General features: G+C 44.6%; 19 protein-coding genes. All 19 read right to left on the bottom strand.

What is annotated here, in order from left to right; all coding sequences use genetic code 11:
* Window positions 1–34: 34 nt before the first annotated feature.
* Window positions 35–1,420: a F0F1 ATP synthase subunit beta gene (gene atpD, locus AC27G9_RS12775; protein WP_487074797.1), complete on the bottom strand. Its 1,386-nt coding sequence runs from the start codon at window positions 1,418–1,420 to the stop codon at window positions 35–37.
* A gap of 33 nt (window positions 1,421–1,453) precedes the next feature.
* On the bottom strand, window positions 1,454–2,314 hold the full coding sequence (atpG, locus tag AC27G9_RS12770; RefSeq protein ID WP_487074795.1) for a F0F1 ATP synthase subunit gamma: 861 nt from the start codon (window positions 2,312–2,314) through the stop codon (window positions 1,454–1,456).
* A 55-nt stretch (window positions 2,315–2,369) separates the two neighbouring features.
* The gene (gene atpA / locus AC27G9_RS12765; protein WP_487074793.1) at window positions 2,370–3,911 is read right to left on the bottom strand and encodes a F0F1 ATP synthase subunit alpha; all 1,542 of its coding nucleotides are present in this window, start codon (window positions 3,909–3,911) and stop codon (window positions 2,370–2,372) included.
* A gap of 13 nt (window positions 3,912–3,924) precedes the next feature.
* Entirely contained in the window at window positions 3,925–4,458 is a 534-nt protein-coding gene (atpH, locus tag AC27G9_RS12760) for a F0F1 ATP synthase subunit delta (RefSeq protein ID WP_487074791.1), read from the bottom strand.
* Window positions 4,459–4,472: 14 nt separating this feature from the next.
* Window positions 4,473–4,943, bottom strand: coding sequence for a F0F1 ATP synthase subunit B (atpF, locus tag AC27G9_RS12755; RefSeq protein WP_487074789.1), 471 nt, complete (start codon window positions 4,941–4,943; stop codon window positions 4,473–4,475).
* A 39-nt stretch (window positions 4,944–4,982) separates the two neighbouring features.
* Complete coding sequence (gene atpE / locus AC27G9_RS12750) at window positions 4,983–5,231, bottom strand: F0F1 ATP synthase subunit C (RefSeq protein ID WP_487074787.1); 249 nt, start codon at window positions 5,229–5,231, stop codon at window positions 4,983–4,985.
* 44 nt (window positions 5,232–5,275) lie between these two features.
* Window positions 5,276–6,076: a F0F1 ATP synthase subunit A gene (atpB, locus tag AC27G9_RS12745; protein WP_487074785.1), complete on the bottom strand. Its 801-nt coding sequence runs from the start codon at window positions 6,074–6,076 to the stop codon at window positions 5,276–5,278.
* A gap of 106 nt (window positions 6,077–6,182) precedes the next feature.
* Window positions 6,183–6,581, bottom strand: coding sequence for an ATP synthase subunit I (locus tag AC27G9_RS12740; RefSeq protein WP_487074783.1), 399 nt, complete (start codon window positions 6,579–6,581; stop codon window positions 6,183–6,185).
* Between the two features lie 193 nt (window positions 6,582–6,774).
* Window positions 6,775–7,656: a ParB/RepB/Spo0J family partition protein gene (locus AC27G9_RS12735; RefSeq protein WP_487074781.1), complete on the bottom strand. Its 882-nt coding sequence runs from the start codon at window positions 7,654–7,656 to the stop codon at window positions 6,775–6,777.
* 30 nt (window positions 7,657–7,686) lie between these two features.
* Window positions 7,687–8,478 (bottom strand): ParA family protein, encoded by a 792-nt coding sequence (locus AC27G9_RS12730; protein WP_487074779.1) that lies wholly within the window; start codon window positions 8,476–8,478, stop codon window positions 7,687–7,689.
* A complete protein-coding gene (gene rsmG, locus AC27G9_RS12725; RefSeq protein ID WP_487074777.1) occupies window positions 8,478–9,128 on the bottom strand; it encodes a 16S rRNA (guanine(527)-N(7))-methyltransferase RsmG in 651 nt (216 codons plus the stop codon). The genes AC27G9_RS12730 and rsmG overlap by 1 nt, the downstream gene beginning before the upstream one ends.
* The gene (mnmG, locus tag AC27G9_RS12720) at window positions 9,125–11,026 is read right to left on the bottom strand and encodes a tRNA uridine-5-carboxymethylaminomethyl(34) synthesis enzyme MnmG (RefSeq protein WP_487074775.1); all 1,902 of its coding nucleotides are present in this window, start codon (window positions 11,024–11,026) and stop codon (window positions 9,125–9,127) included. Before mnmG ends, rsmG begins: the two co-directional genes overlap by 4 nt.
* A 491-nt stretch (window positions 11,027–11,517) precedes the next feature.
* A complete protein-coding gene (locus AC27G9_RS12715; RefSeq protein ID WP_487074773.1) occupies window positions 11,518–12,285 on the bottom strand; it encodes a DUF4097 family beta strand repeat-containing protein in 768 nt (255 codons plus the stop codon).
* 69 nt (window positions 12,286–12,354) lie between these two features.
* Entirely contained in the window at window positions 12,355–13,176 is an 822-nt protein-coding gene (locus AC27G9_RS12710) for a DnaA ATPase domain-containing protein (RefSeq protein WP_487074771.1), read from the bottom strand.
* A gap of 19 nt (window positions 13,177–13,195) precedes the next feature.
* Window positions 13,196–13,879, bottom strand: coding sequence for a DnaT-like ssDNA-binding domain-containing protein (locus AC27G9_RS12705; protein WP_487074769.1), 684 nt, complete (start codon window positions 13,877–13,879; stop codon window positions 13,196–13,198).
* Window positions 13,855–14,286 carry an FMN-binding protein MioC gene (gene mioC, locus AC27G9_RS12700; protein WP_487074767.1) on the bottom strand — a complete coding sequence of 144 codons (432 nt, stop codon included), beginning with the start codon at window positions 14,284–14,286 and terminating at the stop codon, window positions 13,855–13,857. Before mioC ends, AC27G9_RS12705 begins: the two co-directional genes overlap by 25 nt.
* Window positions 14,287–14,288: 2 nt before the next feature.
* Window positions 14,289–15,680: a tRNA uridine-5-carboxymethylaminomethyl(34) synthesis GTPase MnmE gene (gene mnmE, locus AC27G9_RS12695; protein WP_487074765.1), complete on the bottom strand. Its 1,392-nt coding sequence runs from the start codon at window positions 15,678–15,680 to the stop codon at window positions 14,289–14,291.
* A gap of 12 nt (window positions 15,681–15,692) precedes the next feature.
* Complete coding sequence (locus AC27G9_RS12690) at window positions 15,693–16,175, bottom strand: YajQ family cyclic di-GMP-binding protein (protein WP_487074763.1); 483 nt, start codon at window positions 16,173–16,175, stop codon at window positions 15,693–15,695.
* Between the two features lie 62 nt (window positions 16,176–16,237).
* Window positions 16,238–17,908, bottom strand: coding sequence for a membrane protein insertase YidC (gene yidC / locus AC27G9_RS12685; RefSeq protein ID WP_487074761.1), 1,671 nt, complete (start codon window positions 17,906–17,908; stop codon window positions 16,238–16,240).
* Window positions 17,909–17,911: the final 3 nt, after the last annotated feature.

Here is a 17,911-nt window from a genome sequence, read left to right as displayed (position 1 = left end):
TGGCACTGCTTATTCGCAGTGCCAGGCGTTAGCCTTATGCTTTTTTGGCTTTTTCCAATGCTTCTTCGATAGAACCAACCATGTAGAAGGCTTGTTCTGGAAGATCGTCGTACTCACCGCTTAAGATACCTTTAAAGCCATTGATTGTGTCTTTTAAAGATACGTATTTACCAGGTGAACCTGTGAAAACTTCAGCTACGAAGAACGGCTGTGACAAGAAACGTTGAATCTTACGAGCACGTGTAACAACTTGCTTATCTTCATCAGAAAGCTCGTCCATACCCAAGATTGCAATGATATCTTTAAGTTCTTTATAACGCTGAAGTACAGATTGAACACCACGTGCAGTATCGTAATGCTCTTGACCGATGACAAGAGGATCAAGCTGACGTGAAGTTGAATCTAGTGGATCTACCGCAGGGTAGATACCCAAAGACGCGATATCACGTGAAAGTACTACTGTTGCATCCAAGTGAGCAAAGGTTGTCGCCGGAGATGGGTCAGTCAAGTCATCCGCAGGTACATATACCGCTTGGATTGAAGTAATTGAACCAGTCTTCGTTGAAGCGATACGCTCCTGAAGCACACCCATTTCTTCCGCTAGCGTAGGCTGATAACCTACCGCAGAAGGCATACGACCTAGTAGTGCAGATACTTCTGTACCCGCTAGTGTATAACGGTAGATGTTATCAACGAAGAAAAGTACGTCACGACCTTCGTCACGGAACTTCTCTGCCATCGTCAAGCCCGTCAAAGCAACACGTAGACGGTTACCCGGTGGCTCGTTCATCTGACCGTATACTAGTGATACTTTATCTAGTACGTTTGATTCGTTCATTTCATGGTAGAAATCGTTACCCTCACGAGTACGCTCACCAACACCAGCGAATACTGAGAAACCGCTGTGCTCGATTGCGATGTTACGGATAAGTTCCATCATGTTTACGGTTTTACCTACACCAGCACCACCGAATAGACCAACTTTACCACCCTTAGCGAATGGGCAAACCAAGTCGATTACTTTGATACCAGTTTCTAGTAGTTCAACCGCATTTGATTGATCTTCGTAGCTAGGCGCTTCGCGGTGAATAGACATACGCTCTTCTTCACCGATAGGGCCAGCTTCGTCGATAGGGTTACCTAACACGTCCATGATACGGCCTAGTGTAGCTGTACCTACTGGAACGCTGATAGCTGCGCCTGTATTTTCTACTGTAATACCACGACGTAGACCGTCAGTAGTACCTAGAGCGATACCACGAACGATACCGCCACCTAATTGTTGTTGCACTTCCAGGGTTAGCCCGGACAAGTCACCTTCGGTAACTTTAAGTGCGTCATATACACTTGGTACCGCATCTTGTGGAAACTCGATGTCCACAACGGCGCCAATGATTTGGACGACCTTACCTTGACTCATAATTTGTCCTCGTTATCTCTTTTAAACCTTTGCTTAAACCGCTGCGGCACCACCAACAATCTCACTGATTTCTTGTGTGATTGCGGCCTGACGGGCTTTGTTATACACCAATTGCAAATCGTCAATTAGGTTACCTGCGTTATCAGTAGCGGCTTTCATCGCTACCATACGCGCGGCTTGCTCAGACGCTGCGTTTTCAACGACACCTTGATACACTTGAGACTCAATGTAGCGAACCATCAGTGCTTCCAAAATTGGTTTTGGATCTGGCTCGTAAATGTAGTCCCAACGGTGCTTGTATGCATCGTCTTCTGATTTTGGCAAAGGCAATAATTGATTGCTCACAGGCGTTTGTGACATCGTGTTTACAAAGTTATTGTAAACCAAGTAAATGCGGTCCAATTTGCCTTCATCGTATGCATTAAGCATCACGCGAACCAAACCGACAATGTCTTCTACTTTAGGTGCATCACCCAAACCTGATTCAGCAGCAAGTACGTTGCCACCAAAACGGCCGAAGAATGCACAAGCTTTAGAGCCTAGCGCTGCGAAATCCACTTCAACACCCTTGTCTTGCCATTCTTTGGCTTGCTGGGCGACGAGCTTAAATTCGTTGGTGTTTAAACCACCACATAAGCCTCGATCAGTAGAAATCACAATGTAACCAACGCGTTTAATTTCACGCTCTTCCAAATAAGGATGGCGATACTCTAGGCTACCGTTAGCAATGTGACCAATCACTTTAAGCATATTGTCTGCGTATGGACGGCCTGAGGCCATACGTTCCTGCGCTCTTTTCATTTTAGAGGCAGCAACCATTTCCATCGCATTGGTAATTTTTTGAGTATTTTTAATACTCCCAATCTTACCTTTTATTTCTTTACCGCTGGCCATGACTATCTCTCCGATTACTCAACGAATGTGCTGGTATGAATACCAGCACCATTGATTACCAAGTTTGTGTCGCTTTAAATTGTGTTAAAGCGTCGTTCAACTGTGACTCAATGTCGCCGTTGTAGTTACCAGTTTCGTTGATAGTCTTCATCAGCTCAGCTTGTTCGCTGTTCATGTATGAGTGCAATGCAGCTTCAAAATCAAGAATCTTGTTAAGCTCTACGTCTTTCAAGAAACCTTTTTCAACTGCGAACAATGACACACCAGTATTAGCAACAGATAGCGGCGTATACTGATTTTGTTTCATTAGTTCTGTTACACGCTCACCGTGTTCAAGCTGCTCACGAGTTGCATCGTCAAGGTCAGAAGCGAACTGAGAGAACGCTGCCAATTCACGATACTGAGCAAGTGCTAGACGGATACCACCACCTAGTTTCTTGATGATCTTAGTTTGCGCTGCACCACCTACACGAGAAACCGAGATACCAGCGTTAACCGCAGGGCGAATACCCGCGTTGAACAAGTCAGTTTCTAGGAAGATCTGACCATCGGTAATCGAGATAACGTTAGTAGGTACGAATGCTGATACGTCACCAGCCTGAGTTTCAATGATAGGCAATGCTGTCAATGAACCAGTTTGGCCTTTTACTTCACCGTTAGTATAGCGTTCTACGTACTGCTCATTTACACGAGCCGCACGCTCTAGAAGGCGTGAGTGAAGATAGAATACGTCACCTGGGTATGCTTCACGGCCTGGTGGACGCTTAAGTAGCAATGAAATTTGACGGTAAGCAACAGCTTGCTTAGACAAATCATCATATACGATTAGTGCGTCTTCACCGCGGTCACGGAAGTATTCACCCATTGTACAACCAGAATATGGCGCTAGGAATTGTAGTGCCGCTGACTCAGACGCAGATGCTGCCACAACAATTGTGTGATCCAATGCACCGTGCTCTTCAAGCTTACGTACTACGTTAGCGATTGTAGAAGCCTTTTGGCCTACCGCAACGTATACACACTTAATGCCTGTACCTTTTTGGTTGATGATGGCATCAACAGCCATTGCTGTTTTACCAGTTTGACGGTCACCGATGACAAGCTCACGCTGGCCACGGCCGATTGGGATCATCGAGTCAACAGATTTATAACCAGTTTGTACTGGCTGATCTACTGATTGACGTTCGATAACGCCCGGTGCGATTTTTTCTACTGGTTCAAAACCAGCAGCTTCGATAGCACCTTTACCGTCAATAGGCTCACCTAGTGTGTTTACAACACGACCAAGTAGGTTGTTACCCACTGGTACTTCTAGGATACGACCTGTTGAGTTAACTTTTACGCCTTCTTTAAGGTCTGCGTATGGACCCATAACAACCGCACCTACTGAATCTCTTTCAAGGTTCAATGCGATTGCATAACGATTGCCAGGAAGCTCAATCATCTCACCTTGCATTACATCGGCTAGGCCGTGAATGCGGATAATACCGTCGGTTACACCGACGATGGTGCCTTCATTGCGTGCTTCACTGGTTACATCGAACTGTTCAATTCGTTTTTTGATCAGTTCTGCAATTTCAGTGGAATTAAGTTGCATGCTCTTATCCCCGTTATGCTTGCAACGCGTCTGCGAGACGGTTCAATTTAGATTTCACGGAACCATCAATAACGGTATCGCCGGCTTTAATAACCATACCAGCGACCAGTGCAGGGTCCACGTTACAAATAAGCTTCACTTTACGTGCCAAACGTTTTTCCAGTGATGCAGCAAGATTATCTCGCTGAGCATCTGAAAGCTCAGACGCCGATGTCACTTCAACATCAACTTCTTTGTCGTACTCAAGTTTCATTTCTGTGTACAACTGAGCGATATCAGACATCGCTGGTAAACGCTTATTCTCAGCCAAAACTTTCACAAAGTTTTGACCATGTTCGTCGAGTTGTTCACCACATACGTTGATAAACAAATCCGCTAATTTATCTGCAGCTAGTGCGCCGTTAAGCAAACTGGCTACGGTCTCATTACGGGTGACTTCTGCAGCAAAAAATAACATTTCTTGCCATTGTGCTACGGCGTCACGCTCGACAGCAAAATCGAAAGCTGCTTTTGCGTAGGGGCGAGCAACGGTTGTCAATTCAGACATGGCTCATCTCCCTCTTAAAGCTCAGCGACAAGTTTTTCAACAATGTCGTTTTGAGCGTTAGCATCGATTTCACGTTGAAGAATTTGTTCAGCGCCAGCTACCGCTAGTGCAGAAACCTGCTTGCGCAATTCTTCTTTGGCACGATTACGTTCAGCTTCAATCTCGGCATAACCTTGAGCAATGATCTTCTCACGCTCGGCGTGGCCTTTTTGCGTTTCTTCGTCAACCAATTGGTTGGCGCGCTTTTTAGCCTGCTCGATAATTTCAGCTGCTTGCGCTTTCGCGTCTTTCAATTGCTCAGTGGCTTTCGCTTGAGCTAATTCTAGGTCTTTCTCGGCACGTTCAGATGCTTCCAAGCCATCGGCAATGGTTTTCTGACGTTCTTCGATTGCACCAATTAGTGGAGGCCAAACATATTTCATGCAGAAGCCAACAAAAACGATGAATGCAATCAGTTCGCCGATAAGAGTTAGGTTGATATTCACAACCGATCCTCCTCTATTCGTTGATAACTAATTCGGTGCTTAAACAGCAAACTTTGCGCTTTCAACGAACAATAGGAATAGAGCGATAGCAACACCGATCATCGCGATAGCATCGATTAGACCTGCTACGATGAACATACGTACTTGTAGCTGTGGTGCTAGTTCTGGTTGACGAGCAGAAGACTCTAGGAATTTACCACCCAAAATACCGAAACCGATAGCTGGACCAAGGGCACAAAGACCGATCAGTACGCCAACAGCGATGTACAAGTTACCTAAGATTTCCATAGTTTTTCACCTTTAGTTTTTAAGTTAAAAATTAAAATTACAAATTAATGATCTTCGCTAGCCATGCTCAGATACACGATGGTCAACATCATGAATATGAAGGCTTGCAAAGGAATAACTAGTAAGTGGAATGCCGCCCAAGCGAAGTGAAGCGGAAGCTGCCATAAACCCATTGTGCCGGCGATCAGGATGAAAATAAGTTCACCCGCGTACAAGTTACCGAACAAACGCAGAGACAATGAAAGAGGCTTAGCGATTAGTGATACGAACTCCAAGATAAAGTTAAACCAATATAACCAAGGAGTGTTGAAAGGGTGCGCGTAAAGCTCTTTTAAGAAACCGCCTACACCTTTGATTTTTATTGAGTAGTAAATCATCAAAATGAATACACCCAAAGACAGTGCAAATGTCATGTTTACGTCAGTTGTAGGTACAACCTTCATGTAAACGTGATGCGGGTCATGACCCATTGCAGCGCCGATTTGTTGAGCAATCCAAGGTAGGAAGTCAACAGGAATCAAATCCATCAGGTTCATAAGAAGAACCCAAACGAAGATTGTTAGCGCAAGAGGAGCTATGAGTGCGCTTTTGCCGTGATAAGTACTTTTTACAGTACTATCGACAAACTCGACCACAAGCTCAACCGCAGCTTGCCACTTACCAGGCACGCCAGTAGTTGCTTTCGCTGCTGCTTTACGGAAAAGATATAGGAAAAGAATACCTAAACCCACTGACCACGCAAGGGTATCGACGTGAAGTGCCATAAAGCCTTCACCGACAGAGGCGTTGGTCAAGTGGTGCTGAATGTAACCGCTAATGGTTTGTTCGCCACCAGATGATGCCATTTTTCGTCCCAATTATACAAAGTTAAAAAATCTGTTCGCTGATACTATTTTGCCCCTAAAACAGGACGCTTGTTTATCAGCTATTGGTCGCAATCGTTATTAATTTTTATTGCTTGCGACCTTTAAAAAACATTGTTGGCCATTGCGCCAGTAGGGTAGCAATGTAGCCTAAAACCAGAGGAAGAGGCTCAACCTCTAGTTTTTTGAACACCAGCGCAAACATGAGCATAGTGATCAGTAATTTCAGTGCGGCACCTTTGCGAAAACTTTGCATTATCAACCGGCTTTTTGTCGCACCGACATAGCGAAAAGCGAAAATCGCGAAGACGATACTCGGCACTAAATTACACACCGCACCAATCAGCGCAGTAATACCATGTTGGTAGCCGAGAAAAAGGCCGATAACGATGGCGGCTAACAATCCGACAACCGCCTGAACGATGATAATATCAAGGGCTAATTTGCGTCCTTGATAGGCGATGTGATTAGTAGAGTGCAATTGCAAGCCGTAATTACCTAAAAAAGCGTCAGAAGTATACTGATTCAGTAATATTTTTCAACACAATAACGGTTTATGAAGCTTATTATGAAAATTTACCAATCCAATAACGGTCAACTATTTTTGACAGCAAATCACCAAAGCTCAAATTAACACCAGATAGTACAATAAACCATCAAAAAGTCGCTTTTTTGTTAAATTATTGTATACGGGACAAAATACCGTCGAGTTGGTCGAGATCGTTAAAGTTGATAACCAATTTACCTTTGCCTTTAGCGTTGTGATCAATTGACACGGCCGCCCCCAGAGATTCGGACAAGTTAGTCATCAATCTCTCCACATCAGGGTCAACGGCTTTTTCCGCTTTTGGCTTGGCAGGTTCAAGAAGTTTGCGTACTAATTTTTCGGTGTCGCGAACAGTTAGCCCTTTACCAGAAACGGTTTGCGCCGCTTCAGATTGCGCGTCACCCTCTAGTGCGAGCAATGCCCTAGCATGACCCATTTCGATATCACCATACTCAACTAGCTTTTTAACGTCTTCATTGAGATTGTTCAAACGCAATAAATTGGTCACTGTGGTACGAGACTTTCCAACAGCCTCAGCGACTTCGGCGTGGGTCAGCTCGAACTCAATCATCAAACGGTCTAACGCTTGAGCTTCTTCCATTGCATTTAGATCTTCACGCTGAATGTTTTCAATCAGTGCTATGGCAACTGCAGCTTCGTCGGGGACATCCTTAACGAGGCAAGGTACCACGTCAAGTTGCGCCATTTGCGCCGCTCGCCAACGGCGCTCACCAGCGATGATTTCGTAACTATCTTGGCCAATTGGACGAACGACAATAGGTTGGATAACACCTTGAGAACGGATGGACGACGCCAATTCCTCAAGTGCCTCGGGAGACATATCTTTGCGAGGTTGATATTTACCGGGTTGTAAAAACTCAATAGGTAACTTTTTAAGCTCATTCGCAACAACGGTTGATTCAGGAGATTCAACTTGTTGGTTTTGGGTGGTCTTTTGGCTAGTTGCAAGTAACGCATCTAACCCGCGTCCGAGTCCTCTTTTTTTAGCAGACATATCTTCCTCAAAGCCCTGAAATCAGGTCAATTAACTCGCCATTGCAGGCGAGGGCGTTCGATCTTTGCGACGTAAAATCTCGCCAGCAAGCGCTAAATAAGCCTTGGCGCCAGTAGAAGATTTATCGTAGTACATTGCAGGAGCACCGAAGCTAGGTGCCTCGGCTAGACGAACGTTGCGTGGTATTACTGTTCTGTAGACTTGCTCACCAAAATGACGTTTAAGCTGTTCAGACACATCATTTGCAAGTCGATTACGCGGATCATACATGGTTCTTAACACACCTTCTATCTTAAGATTGGGGTTAACCACGGATGCGAGTTTTTGGATGGTATCCATTAGGGCTGTTAAGCCCTCCAATGCGTAATATTCACACTGCATCGGCACCAACACGGAGTCGGCAGCAGCAAGTGCATTGACAGTAAGTTGATTTAGTGACGGGGGACAATCTATGAATATGTAATCATAGATATTCATGACAGGTTCAAGTGCCGTACGCAATCTCACCTCACGGGCAAACATTTCCATCAGTTTAATTTCTGCGGCCGTCACATCACCATTCGCGGCAATAATGTCGTATTTGCCCGATGTATCTTTAACAATCACATCATCAACTGGCTTATCTTCGATTAACAGCTCGTAACTCGTGGCCGCCACATCGTATTTATCGACACCGCTTCCCATGGTGGCATTACCTTGAGGATCGAGGTCAATAAGCAACACTTTGCGCTTAGTTGCCGCCATAGACGCAGCAACATTGACCGCCGTTGTAGTTTTGCCTACACCGCCTTTTTGATTCGCTATCGCGATAACCTTTGCCACTACGCTTTCCCTTCACACTTTTGTATTTTGACCAAGTGTCTTTCACCTTCGAGGTGCGGTACGTGCAGAGTCGTTATTGACGTGATGTTGAACGCGTCATCTAAGTCAGAGACTTCTTCATCTGGACGTTGACCTTTGAGTGCAAAGAACACTCCATCAAAATCTACCAGATGCTGACACCAGTGCAACATATCTTTTAACGAAGCAAAAGCTCTGCTGAGTACGATATCGTACGGATCCTGCGGCATATGGGCTTCTACGCGTGATTGGATCGGATTGACGTTAGTAAGTGCTAACTCATAAACAACTTGTTTCATGAATCGCACACGCTTTCCCAGACTATCTAGCAACGTAAAATCTTTGTCGGGATGCATAATGGCCAGAGGAATACCGGGTAAGCCAGGCCCAGTCCCTACATCGATAAGTTTTTGACCATCAATGAATGGGGAAACAGCTAAAGAGTCCAATATGTGTTTCACCATCATTTGCTCAGGATCGCGAACAGAGGTGAGATTGTAAGCTTTGTTCCATTTGTTCATTAGGAGAACATAGGACACAAGTTGCGTGATCTGGCGTTCAGACAGCTCAATCGCCATGTCTGCAACACCAGCACAAAGAATATCAGTTAATTTTTGTTGTTCTGTGGTCATGCCGTTTTCAGTTCGTGTTTTCTCAACAAGCCATGCTTTTTCAAATAAACCAAGAGCAGAGAGATTGCCGCCGGTGTGATACCTGAAATACGCGACGCTTTTCCTATGGTTTCAGGGCGTGCATCGGTGAGTTTTGCTACCACTTCATTTGAAAGCCCCGATATTTTACTGTAATCGAAGTCAACTGGCAGCAAGGTATTTTCATGGCGCTGTGCTTTGGCAATTTCATCCATTTGGCGAGCAATGTATCCAGCATACTTGATCTGAATTTCAACCTGTTCTGCAGCAATCGGATCCTCTAGGCCAGGACCCAACGCAGGAATTGACATTAGAGAGTCATAGGTCATTTCAGGTCGTCTAATGAGCTCTTCAAGTGAGTGCTCTCTACTGACTGGATTTTTCAGTTTGGGATTGAGTTCATCAACAGCCACATGATCAGGGTGAATCCATTGGCCTCGCAAGCGCTGCAACTCAGATTCTACCGCACTCATTTTGTCATTGAATGCCGCCCAACGCGCATCATCAACCAAGCCAACTTCTCGACCAATTGCGGTCAAACGGCTATCGGCATTGTCTTCGCGCAGTAACAAACGATACTCAGCTCTACTCGTAAACATGCGGTAAGGTTCTTTTGTCCCCATTGTTGCTAGATCGTCAATCAATACACCCATGTAAGCCTGATCGCGACGCAAAATGAGTGGATCTTTATCTTGAACTTGCAGCGCAGCGTTGGCCCCCGCGATCAAGCCTTGTGCTCCAGCCTCTTCATAACCTGTTGTGCCATTGATCTGACCGGCAAAGAACAAACCGTCAATGAACTTGGTTTCCAATGTTTGTTTCAAGTCTCGAGGGTCAAAGAAATCGTACTCAATCGCATAACCCGGTCTAACGATATGGGCGTTTTCAAAACCTCTAATAGAGCGTACCAATGCCATTTGAACATCGAAAGGCAAACTAGTAGAGATGCCGTTAGGATACACCTCCATACTATGCAGCCCCTCTGGCTCGACAAAGATCTGGTGAGAAGATTTGTCAGCGAAGCGCATAATCTTATCTTCGATGGAAGGGCAATAGCGTGGACCAACCCCTTCAATTACACCGGTATACATCGGTGAACGATCTAAACCACCTCGGATGATGTCATGTGTACGTTCATTGGTGTGAGTGATGTAGCAAGGGATCTGCTGCGGATGCATGTCTCGCGATCCCATGAAAGAAAACACAGGTACAGGATCATCTCCCGGTTGCGGTTGCATCACAGAAAAATCTAAAGTTCTAGCATCTAATCGCGCGGGTGTGCCCGTTTTTAATCGGTCAACCCTAAATGGCAATGCACGTAATCTTTCAGCAAGTGCAATAGAAGGGGGATCTCCAGCACGGCCGCCTTTGTAGTTTTCTAAGCCAATATGAATCGTACCGCCTAAGAAAGTCCCTACGGTAAGCACGACAGACTTTGCCTTAAATTTCAACCCCATCTGTGTAACAACACCAGTTACGCGATCATTTTCAACAATAAGATCATCACAGCTTTGCTGGAAGACGGTTAGATTTTCTTGAGTTTCAACGATTTGCCTGATTGCATTGCGATACAAAGTTCTGTCTGCTTGCGCTCTTGTCGCTCTAACTGCAGGACCTTTACTCGAGTTTAGGGTCCTAAATTGGATCCCACCTTTGTCGATCGCAAGCGCCATCGCACCACCAAGTGCATCAATTTCCTTTACTAAATGTCCTTTGCCAATACCACCGATAGCTGGGTTACAAGACATTTGTCCAATGGTCTCCATATTGTGCGTCAACAATAGAGTTGAAACACCCATGCGAGCAGAGGCAAGAGCTGCCTCGGTTCCAGCGTGACCACCGCCTACGACAATGACGTCAAATTCTTGTTGATAAAACATGGCTACCTCATCACTACAAAGGAAAATACAACAGGCCCAAAGAAAAAAGGGCGCGTATTTTATCTGAGTTATTGGCTAATGGGAATGGTTAAATTTTCCGCAATTATACTCTAGATGTAGAACTCGATCGCGCTTAATTAAATTAAGGATCTTTAAAGATCTTTTATTTTTATATTTATTAAGCTAACGATCTTTTGTGTATAACAGTATTTTTAATATATAAAACATAAGGTTATAGCGATAATAAGTAGTGGAATAAGGGATCGGTAACAGGGGATCTATCCTGTGAATATATTGGGTATTTATCCACATGACGAATTAAGACGAAATGTATCCCGATCCTGATCAAAGGTTATACACAAGTGATCTGCAGATCATATCCACATGCTTGATCAATTTGTGATCCGGCTGGGGATAAATTGGTGATTAATTTTTTAGGTCTACGCGGAAAAGCCCGTATTACGCGGGCTTCAAATTTGATCGCTTGTGGATTAATTTTTTTCAACGCGTACACTACCACCTGAAGTATGCAGTTTTAATTTGGGACCACCGCCATTGATCTCGCCGCGAATAGATTGTTTTTTTACACGTCCATCCACATCAAATTCGCTTCTGACTCGTCCTCCACTGGTTGATGCATCAAGATCAACACTAATATCGGATGGTAATTTAGCGGTAATCGAACCGCCTGATGTAGTTAAACTAGCGTCTTGTTGGGGTTGTTGAGCGAAAATTACACTAATACTACCGCCTGATGTATGAGCATCGATTTCGCCAGCAATAGATTCGGTTTTTATTGAACCACCTGACGTATGTAAATTGACGTCGCCTTCTACATCGCCAATAGAAATTGATCCGCCTGACGTATTAGCATCGATAGTGCCTATTAGATCGTCGATTCTGATGCTACCACCCGCCGTCATTACTTCAATATCGTATTCTTTTGGCACCGTGATATAGAACTTTACCTTTAGATTGTTCCAGCCACTTGCATTGTCTCTTTCACCTCGGATCTCCAAACCTCGGCTACTTTCATCAAAGGTTACTTCAAATTCGTCTGCATCTCGGCCATTGATTTCAACGTCAACTTTGATTTCGTCACGGTTGTGAGTATCAATGTCGATACTTCCTGAATCCGTCTTTAGATAGAGTCTGTCGCCGGGATCGGCTTCAAATTGGCGTTCTATGCTCTCGGCGTTTGCAAAACTTGTGGCAAGTAAAGTGAGTGCTGCAACAGCAGTAAATTTGTTAAGTGACATAACATTCTCCTTGGGGTTATGAATGCTATGTCGCAGTGTAGTAAAAAAAGGTTTAAAAGGTGGGAAAAATTATCTTACTTGGTTTGGCTGGTATCGCGGTTTTATATCTGTCGCTTCAGCTTCGGTAGTTTGCAATCCTTCACGGCGACTTGGACCTGAAAACTTGACGCGGTAGGTGTCATATTCTTTGATGGACTCGAAACAATAGCGGCCCAGTGCGTGTTCTAATTCAGCCAAGTTGTGATTAGTGATCATGATACAGTTTTTCTTATCTACTAAGCGTTGACGCAGCAAATTGCCTAACCAACTCTGTGTGTTTTTCTTCAGTACAGTTTCATTCACACACACTTCGTCTAGGATGAGCAGATCGACATCCAAAAGCTCTTCATAGGCTTCTCTAAACCGCTGGCTAATATTATCTTGTGCATTGTAGTCATAAGAATGGAATCGCATTTCCAGCAGGCTAGAGAGTTGCCTGTAGAGCACAGTTACCTCGAACTGCTCTATCAACTGGTGCGCGATCGCTCCGGCTATGTGCGATTTCCCTCTTCCGTAATCACCGTAAAACAACATCATGTGAGATCCACTCTGACGCCAAGCTACGTCGTTGTGAGCGTGTATAAACGAGTCTGCAATGCTGACCGCTTCCATTACATCTTCACTGTCGACGATAAGGTTATCAAAGGTCCATTTGGGATTTAGATCTGAGCGGCCATGAATGGACGTGATACGCTCCTTTTTGGTTGCCTGTTGGAGTTGCCTTACATCGCTATTGGCTTGCTGTTCATATTGCTTCTTCATAGTCTGATAATCTATGTATTCATCATCAGCCTGTACTTTCTTGCCCATCGCTCTGGCAAGATCCTCAATACGTTTTTTGATTGAATCCATAATTGAACCTGTAATCAGTCTATTTTTTTCGTTGTTTACTAGCGTATTTTTCAACGAGTTTACGCGCATTTTCATCGACTTCAATAGAAGCGGTAGGGCTAACGACCTGAGTCCCGACTTGTTTTTGGGGTGTCATGCCGATTGCGGTACGTTGGCGCTTTATGTGTTGGGCAAATTTTTGAGTCCATTGAAACTGGGTATATTGAGTAATTGGACGACCGAGCCAATAGGCAATAAACTCGCCCAGCTCTTCTTTTGAATACTCGCCGTCGATAATGCCAAGAAGCTGCGATAACTCTATAAATAAAGATTCATCTGGTTGCCAGCGCATTGTCATTGCATTGTGTGACTGGTGTAACGTTTCAAATTGGTTATGAGTGTCTAACATTAGTGGTAGAAACACTGCTACACCATTGAGAGACTGGTCGAAGTCTGTCTCTGACGAGAGTGAAATTAAATCCTGCTGCTCTAGCTCTCTCAAAAGCTCGTTTATTTCTCTACCTCGGCTATAGGTGTCTTTGCCACCGTTGAGCAATGCAATCATTGATTTGTAGTTGATGGGAGGCGTGCTAGCGGTCGCAGGATCTGCAAATGGCCTAAGGCCCAAGCAGTACAAGACTCTTGCGTCATTTGATAGGGGTTTAGTGAGCGCCTCGTATTCAGCTTTTGAGTACATGTTTAGCTGATCTGGTCGGTTAACCATTCAACGGCTACATCTTCTGGGATAGGGTGCTGTAGTACGTCTATATGTAGAGGTGTTGCAAGTAACCTAGCCCCTTGCTGCTTAATCGTGTTTTCAATTGTCATAGCGCCAAAGCAAAAGGTATCGTAACTACTGTCACCAAGCCCAACGACAAATGCGTTGATTCCAGATAGATCTGCCTGCTGTAATTGTTTGTGAAACGGCTCTATGTTGTCTGGCAAATCACCGGCACCATGTGTTGAAGTACAGATAATCCAAGTACTTTCCATATTGGCTTGTTCAAGGTTTGGCGTCAGTTGAATATCAACGCTATCGCCATTGTTCTTTATGGTATCTGCCAACGCATCAGCAACGTATTCCGAAGCGCCTAATACTGAACCAACGAAAATAGAATAGTGGTTAGCCATGTTTATTTACCAATGCAAAATGAAGAAAAAATACGGCCTAACAGGTCGTCGGAAGTAAATTCACCAGTGATTTCAGACAATGCGTGGTGGGCAAGACGTAGCTCTTCAGCAAGTAATTCGCCTGCTAGGCTATCGTGAAGTTGCTGGTTGCCAATATCCAAGTGATTTTCCGCTTGTTTTAACGCATCTAAATGACGACGTCTCGCTATGAATTGACCCTCTGTGGTTGCCTCTAAGCCCATTACGTCTGCTAAATGTTGCTTGAGTATATCGATACCATCTAACGTGTCGGCTGACAAACTGATTACGGTAAAGTCGCCGTGAAGCGATGTCACTGTGTTAAGAATGGCGGCTTCACCTGTTTGGTCAACTTTGTTTTTAATCACAGTAACAGGCATGCCTTTTGGCAACTTTTCCATAAAGTCCGGCCAAATGTCATATGGGTCAATAGTTGACGTTTCTGTACTGTCTACAACGAATAAAACACGATCGGCTTCATTGATTGCTTGCCAAGCGCGTTCAATACCAATTTGCTCTACTTTATCTGGGGATTCACGTAAACCCGCGGTATCAATGATGTGCAATGGCATACCATCAATGTTGATATGTTCTTTTAGCACATCACGAGTTGTCCCCGCGATATCGGTAACGATAGCGCTATCTTTACCGGCAAGCGCATTGAGCAAACTTGATTTTCCTGCGTTAGGTTTGCCCGCAATAACCACTTGCATACCTTCTCTTAGCAGAGAGCCTTGTTGTGCCTGTTTTTGTACTTGGCACAAAGTGCTGATGATTTGTGCTAGGTCTTTTGCGACTTTACCATCAGACAAGAAATCAATTTCTTCATCTGGGAAATCAATTGCCGCTTCAACATACATTCGCAAGTGGATAATTTCGTCAGATAATGCCTGAATTTTGTGGGAGAATTCCCCTTGTAACGAGCGCAATGCACTCTTCGCCGCTTGTTTTGAACTCGCATCAATCAAGTCGGCAATGGCTTCTGCTTGTGCTAAATCGAGTTTGTCGTTGAGAAAGGCTTGCTCGCTAAACTCCCCTGGGTTTGCCAAGCGAACTCCATCAATTGCAAGCACAGCATCAATCAGCATATCCATGACGACCTGACCACCATGACCCTGCAATTCGAGCACATCCTCCCCGGTAAAGGAGTGAGGAGCAACAAATTGAATCGCCAGGCCTTGGTCTACAAGGGTGTTTTCTGCATCATAAAAACCAGTGTAAGTAGCGATTCTGGGCTTTAGTTCAGTTTTTAGGACGTGTTTAGCCACGTTTGTAGCGAGTGGTCCACTGATTCTAACTATACCCACACCGCCACGACCCGGGGCAGTGGCTTGGGCGACGATGGTATCAGTGGCCAGAGATGCTGTTTCTTGCATAAATGAATATATTTAGTCTCTGAAGTTGTTAAATTGAAACGGTTGTCCAAGTTCAGCCGTTTTCACTAGTGAGATTACTTCTTGTAGGTCGTCGCGCTTTTTACCCGTTACTCTAAGCTGGTCGCCTTGAATTGAGGTTTGTACTTTGATTTTTGCGTCTTTGACCATTTTCACGATTTTCTTCGCAACGGCTTGTTCAATACCTTCTTTAAAACCAATAGATTGACGGAATATTTTTCCGTGATGGGTTGGCTTTTGAACATCCAACGCTGAGGTATCAAGGTTTCGTTTCGCACAAGCATTGCGGAACATGGATTCCATTTGCTGCAACTGAAATTCAGCTTCAGCAGACATAAGTACAGCTTTATCTTTGAATTCAAAGCTGGCTTCAACGCCTCTAAAATCAAAACGTGTGCTTAATTCTCGTTCTGCGTTTTGAGTGGCATTGCGAACTTCTTCCATATCGAGTTCGGAAACAATATCAAATGATGGCACAGTCGTGTCCTCGTAATGATGAATCAGCCCGCATATAGCGGGCTGATTGGTGAAACATGAGTTTATGATGTTTTTATGCCGCGCTTTTCCATCGAGGCATATATCATTTTAGCTTGTATCAGCGTAATTACGTTACTGACTAACCAGTAAAGTACCAGACCGGCAGGGAAGATGAAGAAGAATGCACTCATCATTACCGGCATCCATTGCATGATTTTTTGCTGCATTGGATCTGTGATGGTATTTGGTTGTAACTTTTGCAGTAACCACATACTCGCTCCTGTGAGTATAGGCAACACATAGTATGGGTCTTTCACTGATAAATCCGTGATCCACAGCGCAAAGTCAGCATGACGCAGTTCAACACTTTCGAGAAGTACCCAATACAATGCTAAGAAAATTGGCATTTGCAGTAGTAACGGTAGACAACCGCCCATAGGGTTTACTTTTTCTTTCTTGTAGAGCTCCATCATCGCTTGAGACATTTTTTGTCTATCGTCGCCAAAACGTTCTTTTAGCTGCTGCATTTTTGGCGCAAGGTTTCGAAGCTTAGCCATTGATTCGTACTGCTTCTTAGTCAATGGATACATGAGTCCTTTCACGATAATCGTGATAAGAATAATCGCTACACCCCAGTTGGTAACAAAGCCTTGGATCAGTGTCAGTAAAGAGAATAAGAATTGTGATATGAACCAAAGGAAACCGTAATCAACCGTTAAATCCAAGCCTCGCGCTAACTGCTTCAGAGCTTCCTGATCTTTTGGTCCTAAATATAAAACGCTACCGACAGTAGCGGTATCACCAGCATTCACAGCAAAGCTTGGACCCGTGTATCCAATATACGCATTTTGGTTGGTCGCTTTGGAATACAATTGATTGGTTTCTTGTTGAGGTGGAATCCATGCAGAAACGAAATAGTGTTCTAGCATGCCTACCCAACCGCCTACCGTTGTCTCTTTTAGATCTTCGTCTTCGATCTCATCAAAAGGATACTTTTCGTAACGCTCATCTTCGGTTGAATACGCTGCACCTCGGTAGGTCGGCATAAACATGCTACCTTCCGGTTGATTCATGGTTTGTTTTAGTTGGGCATACTGAGCAAATTGTGCCGCTGACGAAGTCTGGTTCTCAATGGCGTAGGTGACTTCTATGTCGTGACGGCCGCGGGTAAAAGCGAACGTTTTTGTGACCTTGAGGCCATCAGCATTTTGCCAACTCAGTGGTACGCGAAGTGTATCGCCTTCAAGTTCAAACGACGACGCTGTTGCCGAATAACGAGGGCGACCAGCGGCACTGGCGTCAGGCCCATTTTTGCCGACTAAACCGCTTTGTGCGATGTAGAGACCATCGTTAGGACGTAATAAGCTAAAGGTTTCTTCTGAGCCTTGTTCCAGCGGAAATTGGCTTAAATTTGCTTTTATGACATCGCCACCAACCAAATCAATGACAACATCAAGTGTATCGGTTTTGACTTCCACGGTGCGTGAATGTTGTGGGGCGGTGTTTGTTGCCAATGGTACTGAGTCAGTTGCGACTGGCACTTCACCGCTTGTGGATGAAGATGTGACTGGTACGTCTGCAGCTGAGGGCACACCCTCGGCTGTTGGGTCAAAGGTTTGCTGCTCAATTGGTTCAGCGACAGGCTGTACACCATAGTCCAAATGCCATTGTTGCCAGAGTAAGTAACTCACGATGGCCAGGCCTATAATCAGAAAACTGCGTTGCGATTCCATAGA

It is taken from the genome of Alteromonas sp. 5NS40-0096 (assembly GCF_057544385.1).
The sequence above is the reverse complement of the archived record's forward strand: the minus strand, read 5'-3'. Positions and strand labels throughout refer to the sequence as shown.

Coding starts and splice junctions, on each gene's coding strand:
- atpG (WP_487074795.1), bottom strand. CDS start 2,314: ATGGCCAGCGGTAAAGAAATAAAAGGTAAGATTGGGAGTATTAAAAAT.
- AC27G9_RS12735 (WP_487074781.1), bottom strand. CDS start 7,656: ATGTCTGCTAAAAAAAGAGGACTCGGACGCGGGTTAGATGCGTTACTT.
- rsmG (WP_487074777.1), bottom strand. CDS start 9,128: ATGACCACAGAACAACAAAAATTAACTGATATTCTTTGTGCTGGTGTT.
- yidC (WP_487074761.1), bottom strand. CDS start 17,908: ATGGAATCGCAACGCAGTTTTCTGATTATAGGCCTGGCCATCGTGAGT.
- AC27G9_RS12710 (WP_487074771.1), bottom strand. CDS start 13,176: ATGGATTCAATCAAAAAACGTATTGAGGATCTTGCCAGAGCGATGGGC.
- AC27G9_RS12715 (WP_487074773.1), bottom strand. CDS start 12,285: ATGTCACTTAACAAATTTACTGCTGTTGCAGCACTCACTTTACTTGCC.
- mnmE (WP_487074765.1), bottom strand. CDS start 15,680: ATGCAAGAAACAGCATCTCTGGCCACTGATACCATCGTCGCCCAAGCC.
- mnmG (WP_487074775.1), bottom strand. CDS start 11,026: ATGTTTTATCAACAAGAATTTGACGTCATTGTCGTAGGCGGTGGTCAC.
- atpD (WP_487074797.1), bottom strand. CDS start 1,420: ATGAGTCAAGGTAAGGTCGTCCAAATCATTGGCGCCGTTGTGGACATC.
- atpE (WP_487074787.1), bottom strand. CDS start 5,231: ATGGAAATCTTAGGTAACTTGTACATCGCTGTTGGCGTACTGATCGGT.
- atpB (WP_487074785.1), bottom strand. CDS start 6,076: ATGGCATCATCTGGTGGCGAACAAACCATTAGCGGTTACATTCAGCAC.
- AC27G9_RS12705 (WP_487074769.1), bottom strand. CDS start 13,879: ATGGTTAACCGACCAGATCAGCTAAACATGTACTCAAAAGCTGAATAC.
- mioC (WP_487074767.1), bottom strand. CDS start 14,286: ATGGCTAACCACTATTCTATTTTCGTTGGTTCAGTATTAGGCGCTTCG.
- atpA (WP_487074793.1), bottom strand. CDS start 3,911: ATGCAACTTAATTCCACTGAAATTGCAGAACTGATCAAAAAACGAATT.
- atpH (WP_487074791.1), bottom strand. CDS start 4,458: ATGTCTGAATTGACAACCGTTGCTCGCCCCTACGCAAAAGCAGCTTTC.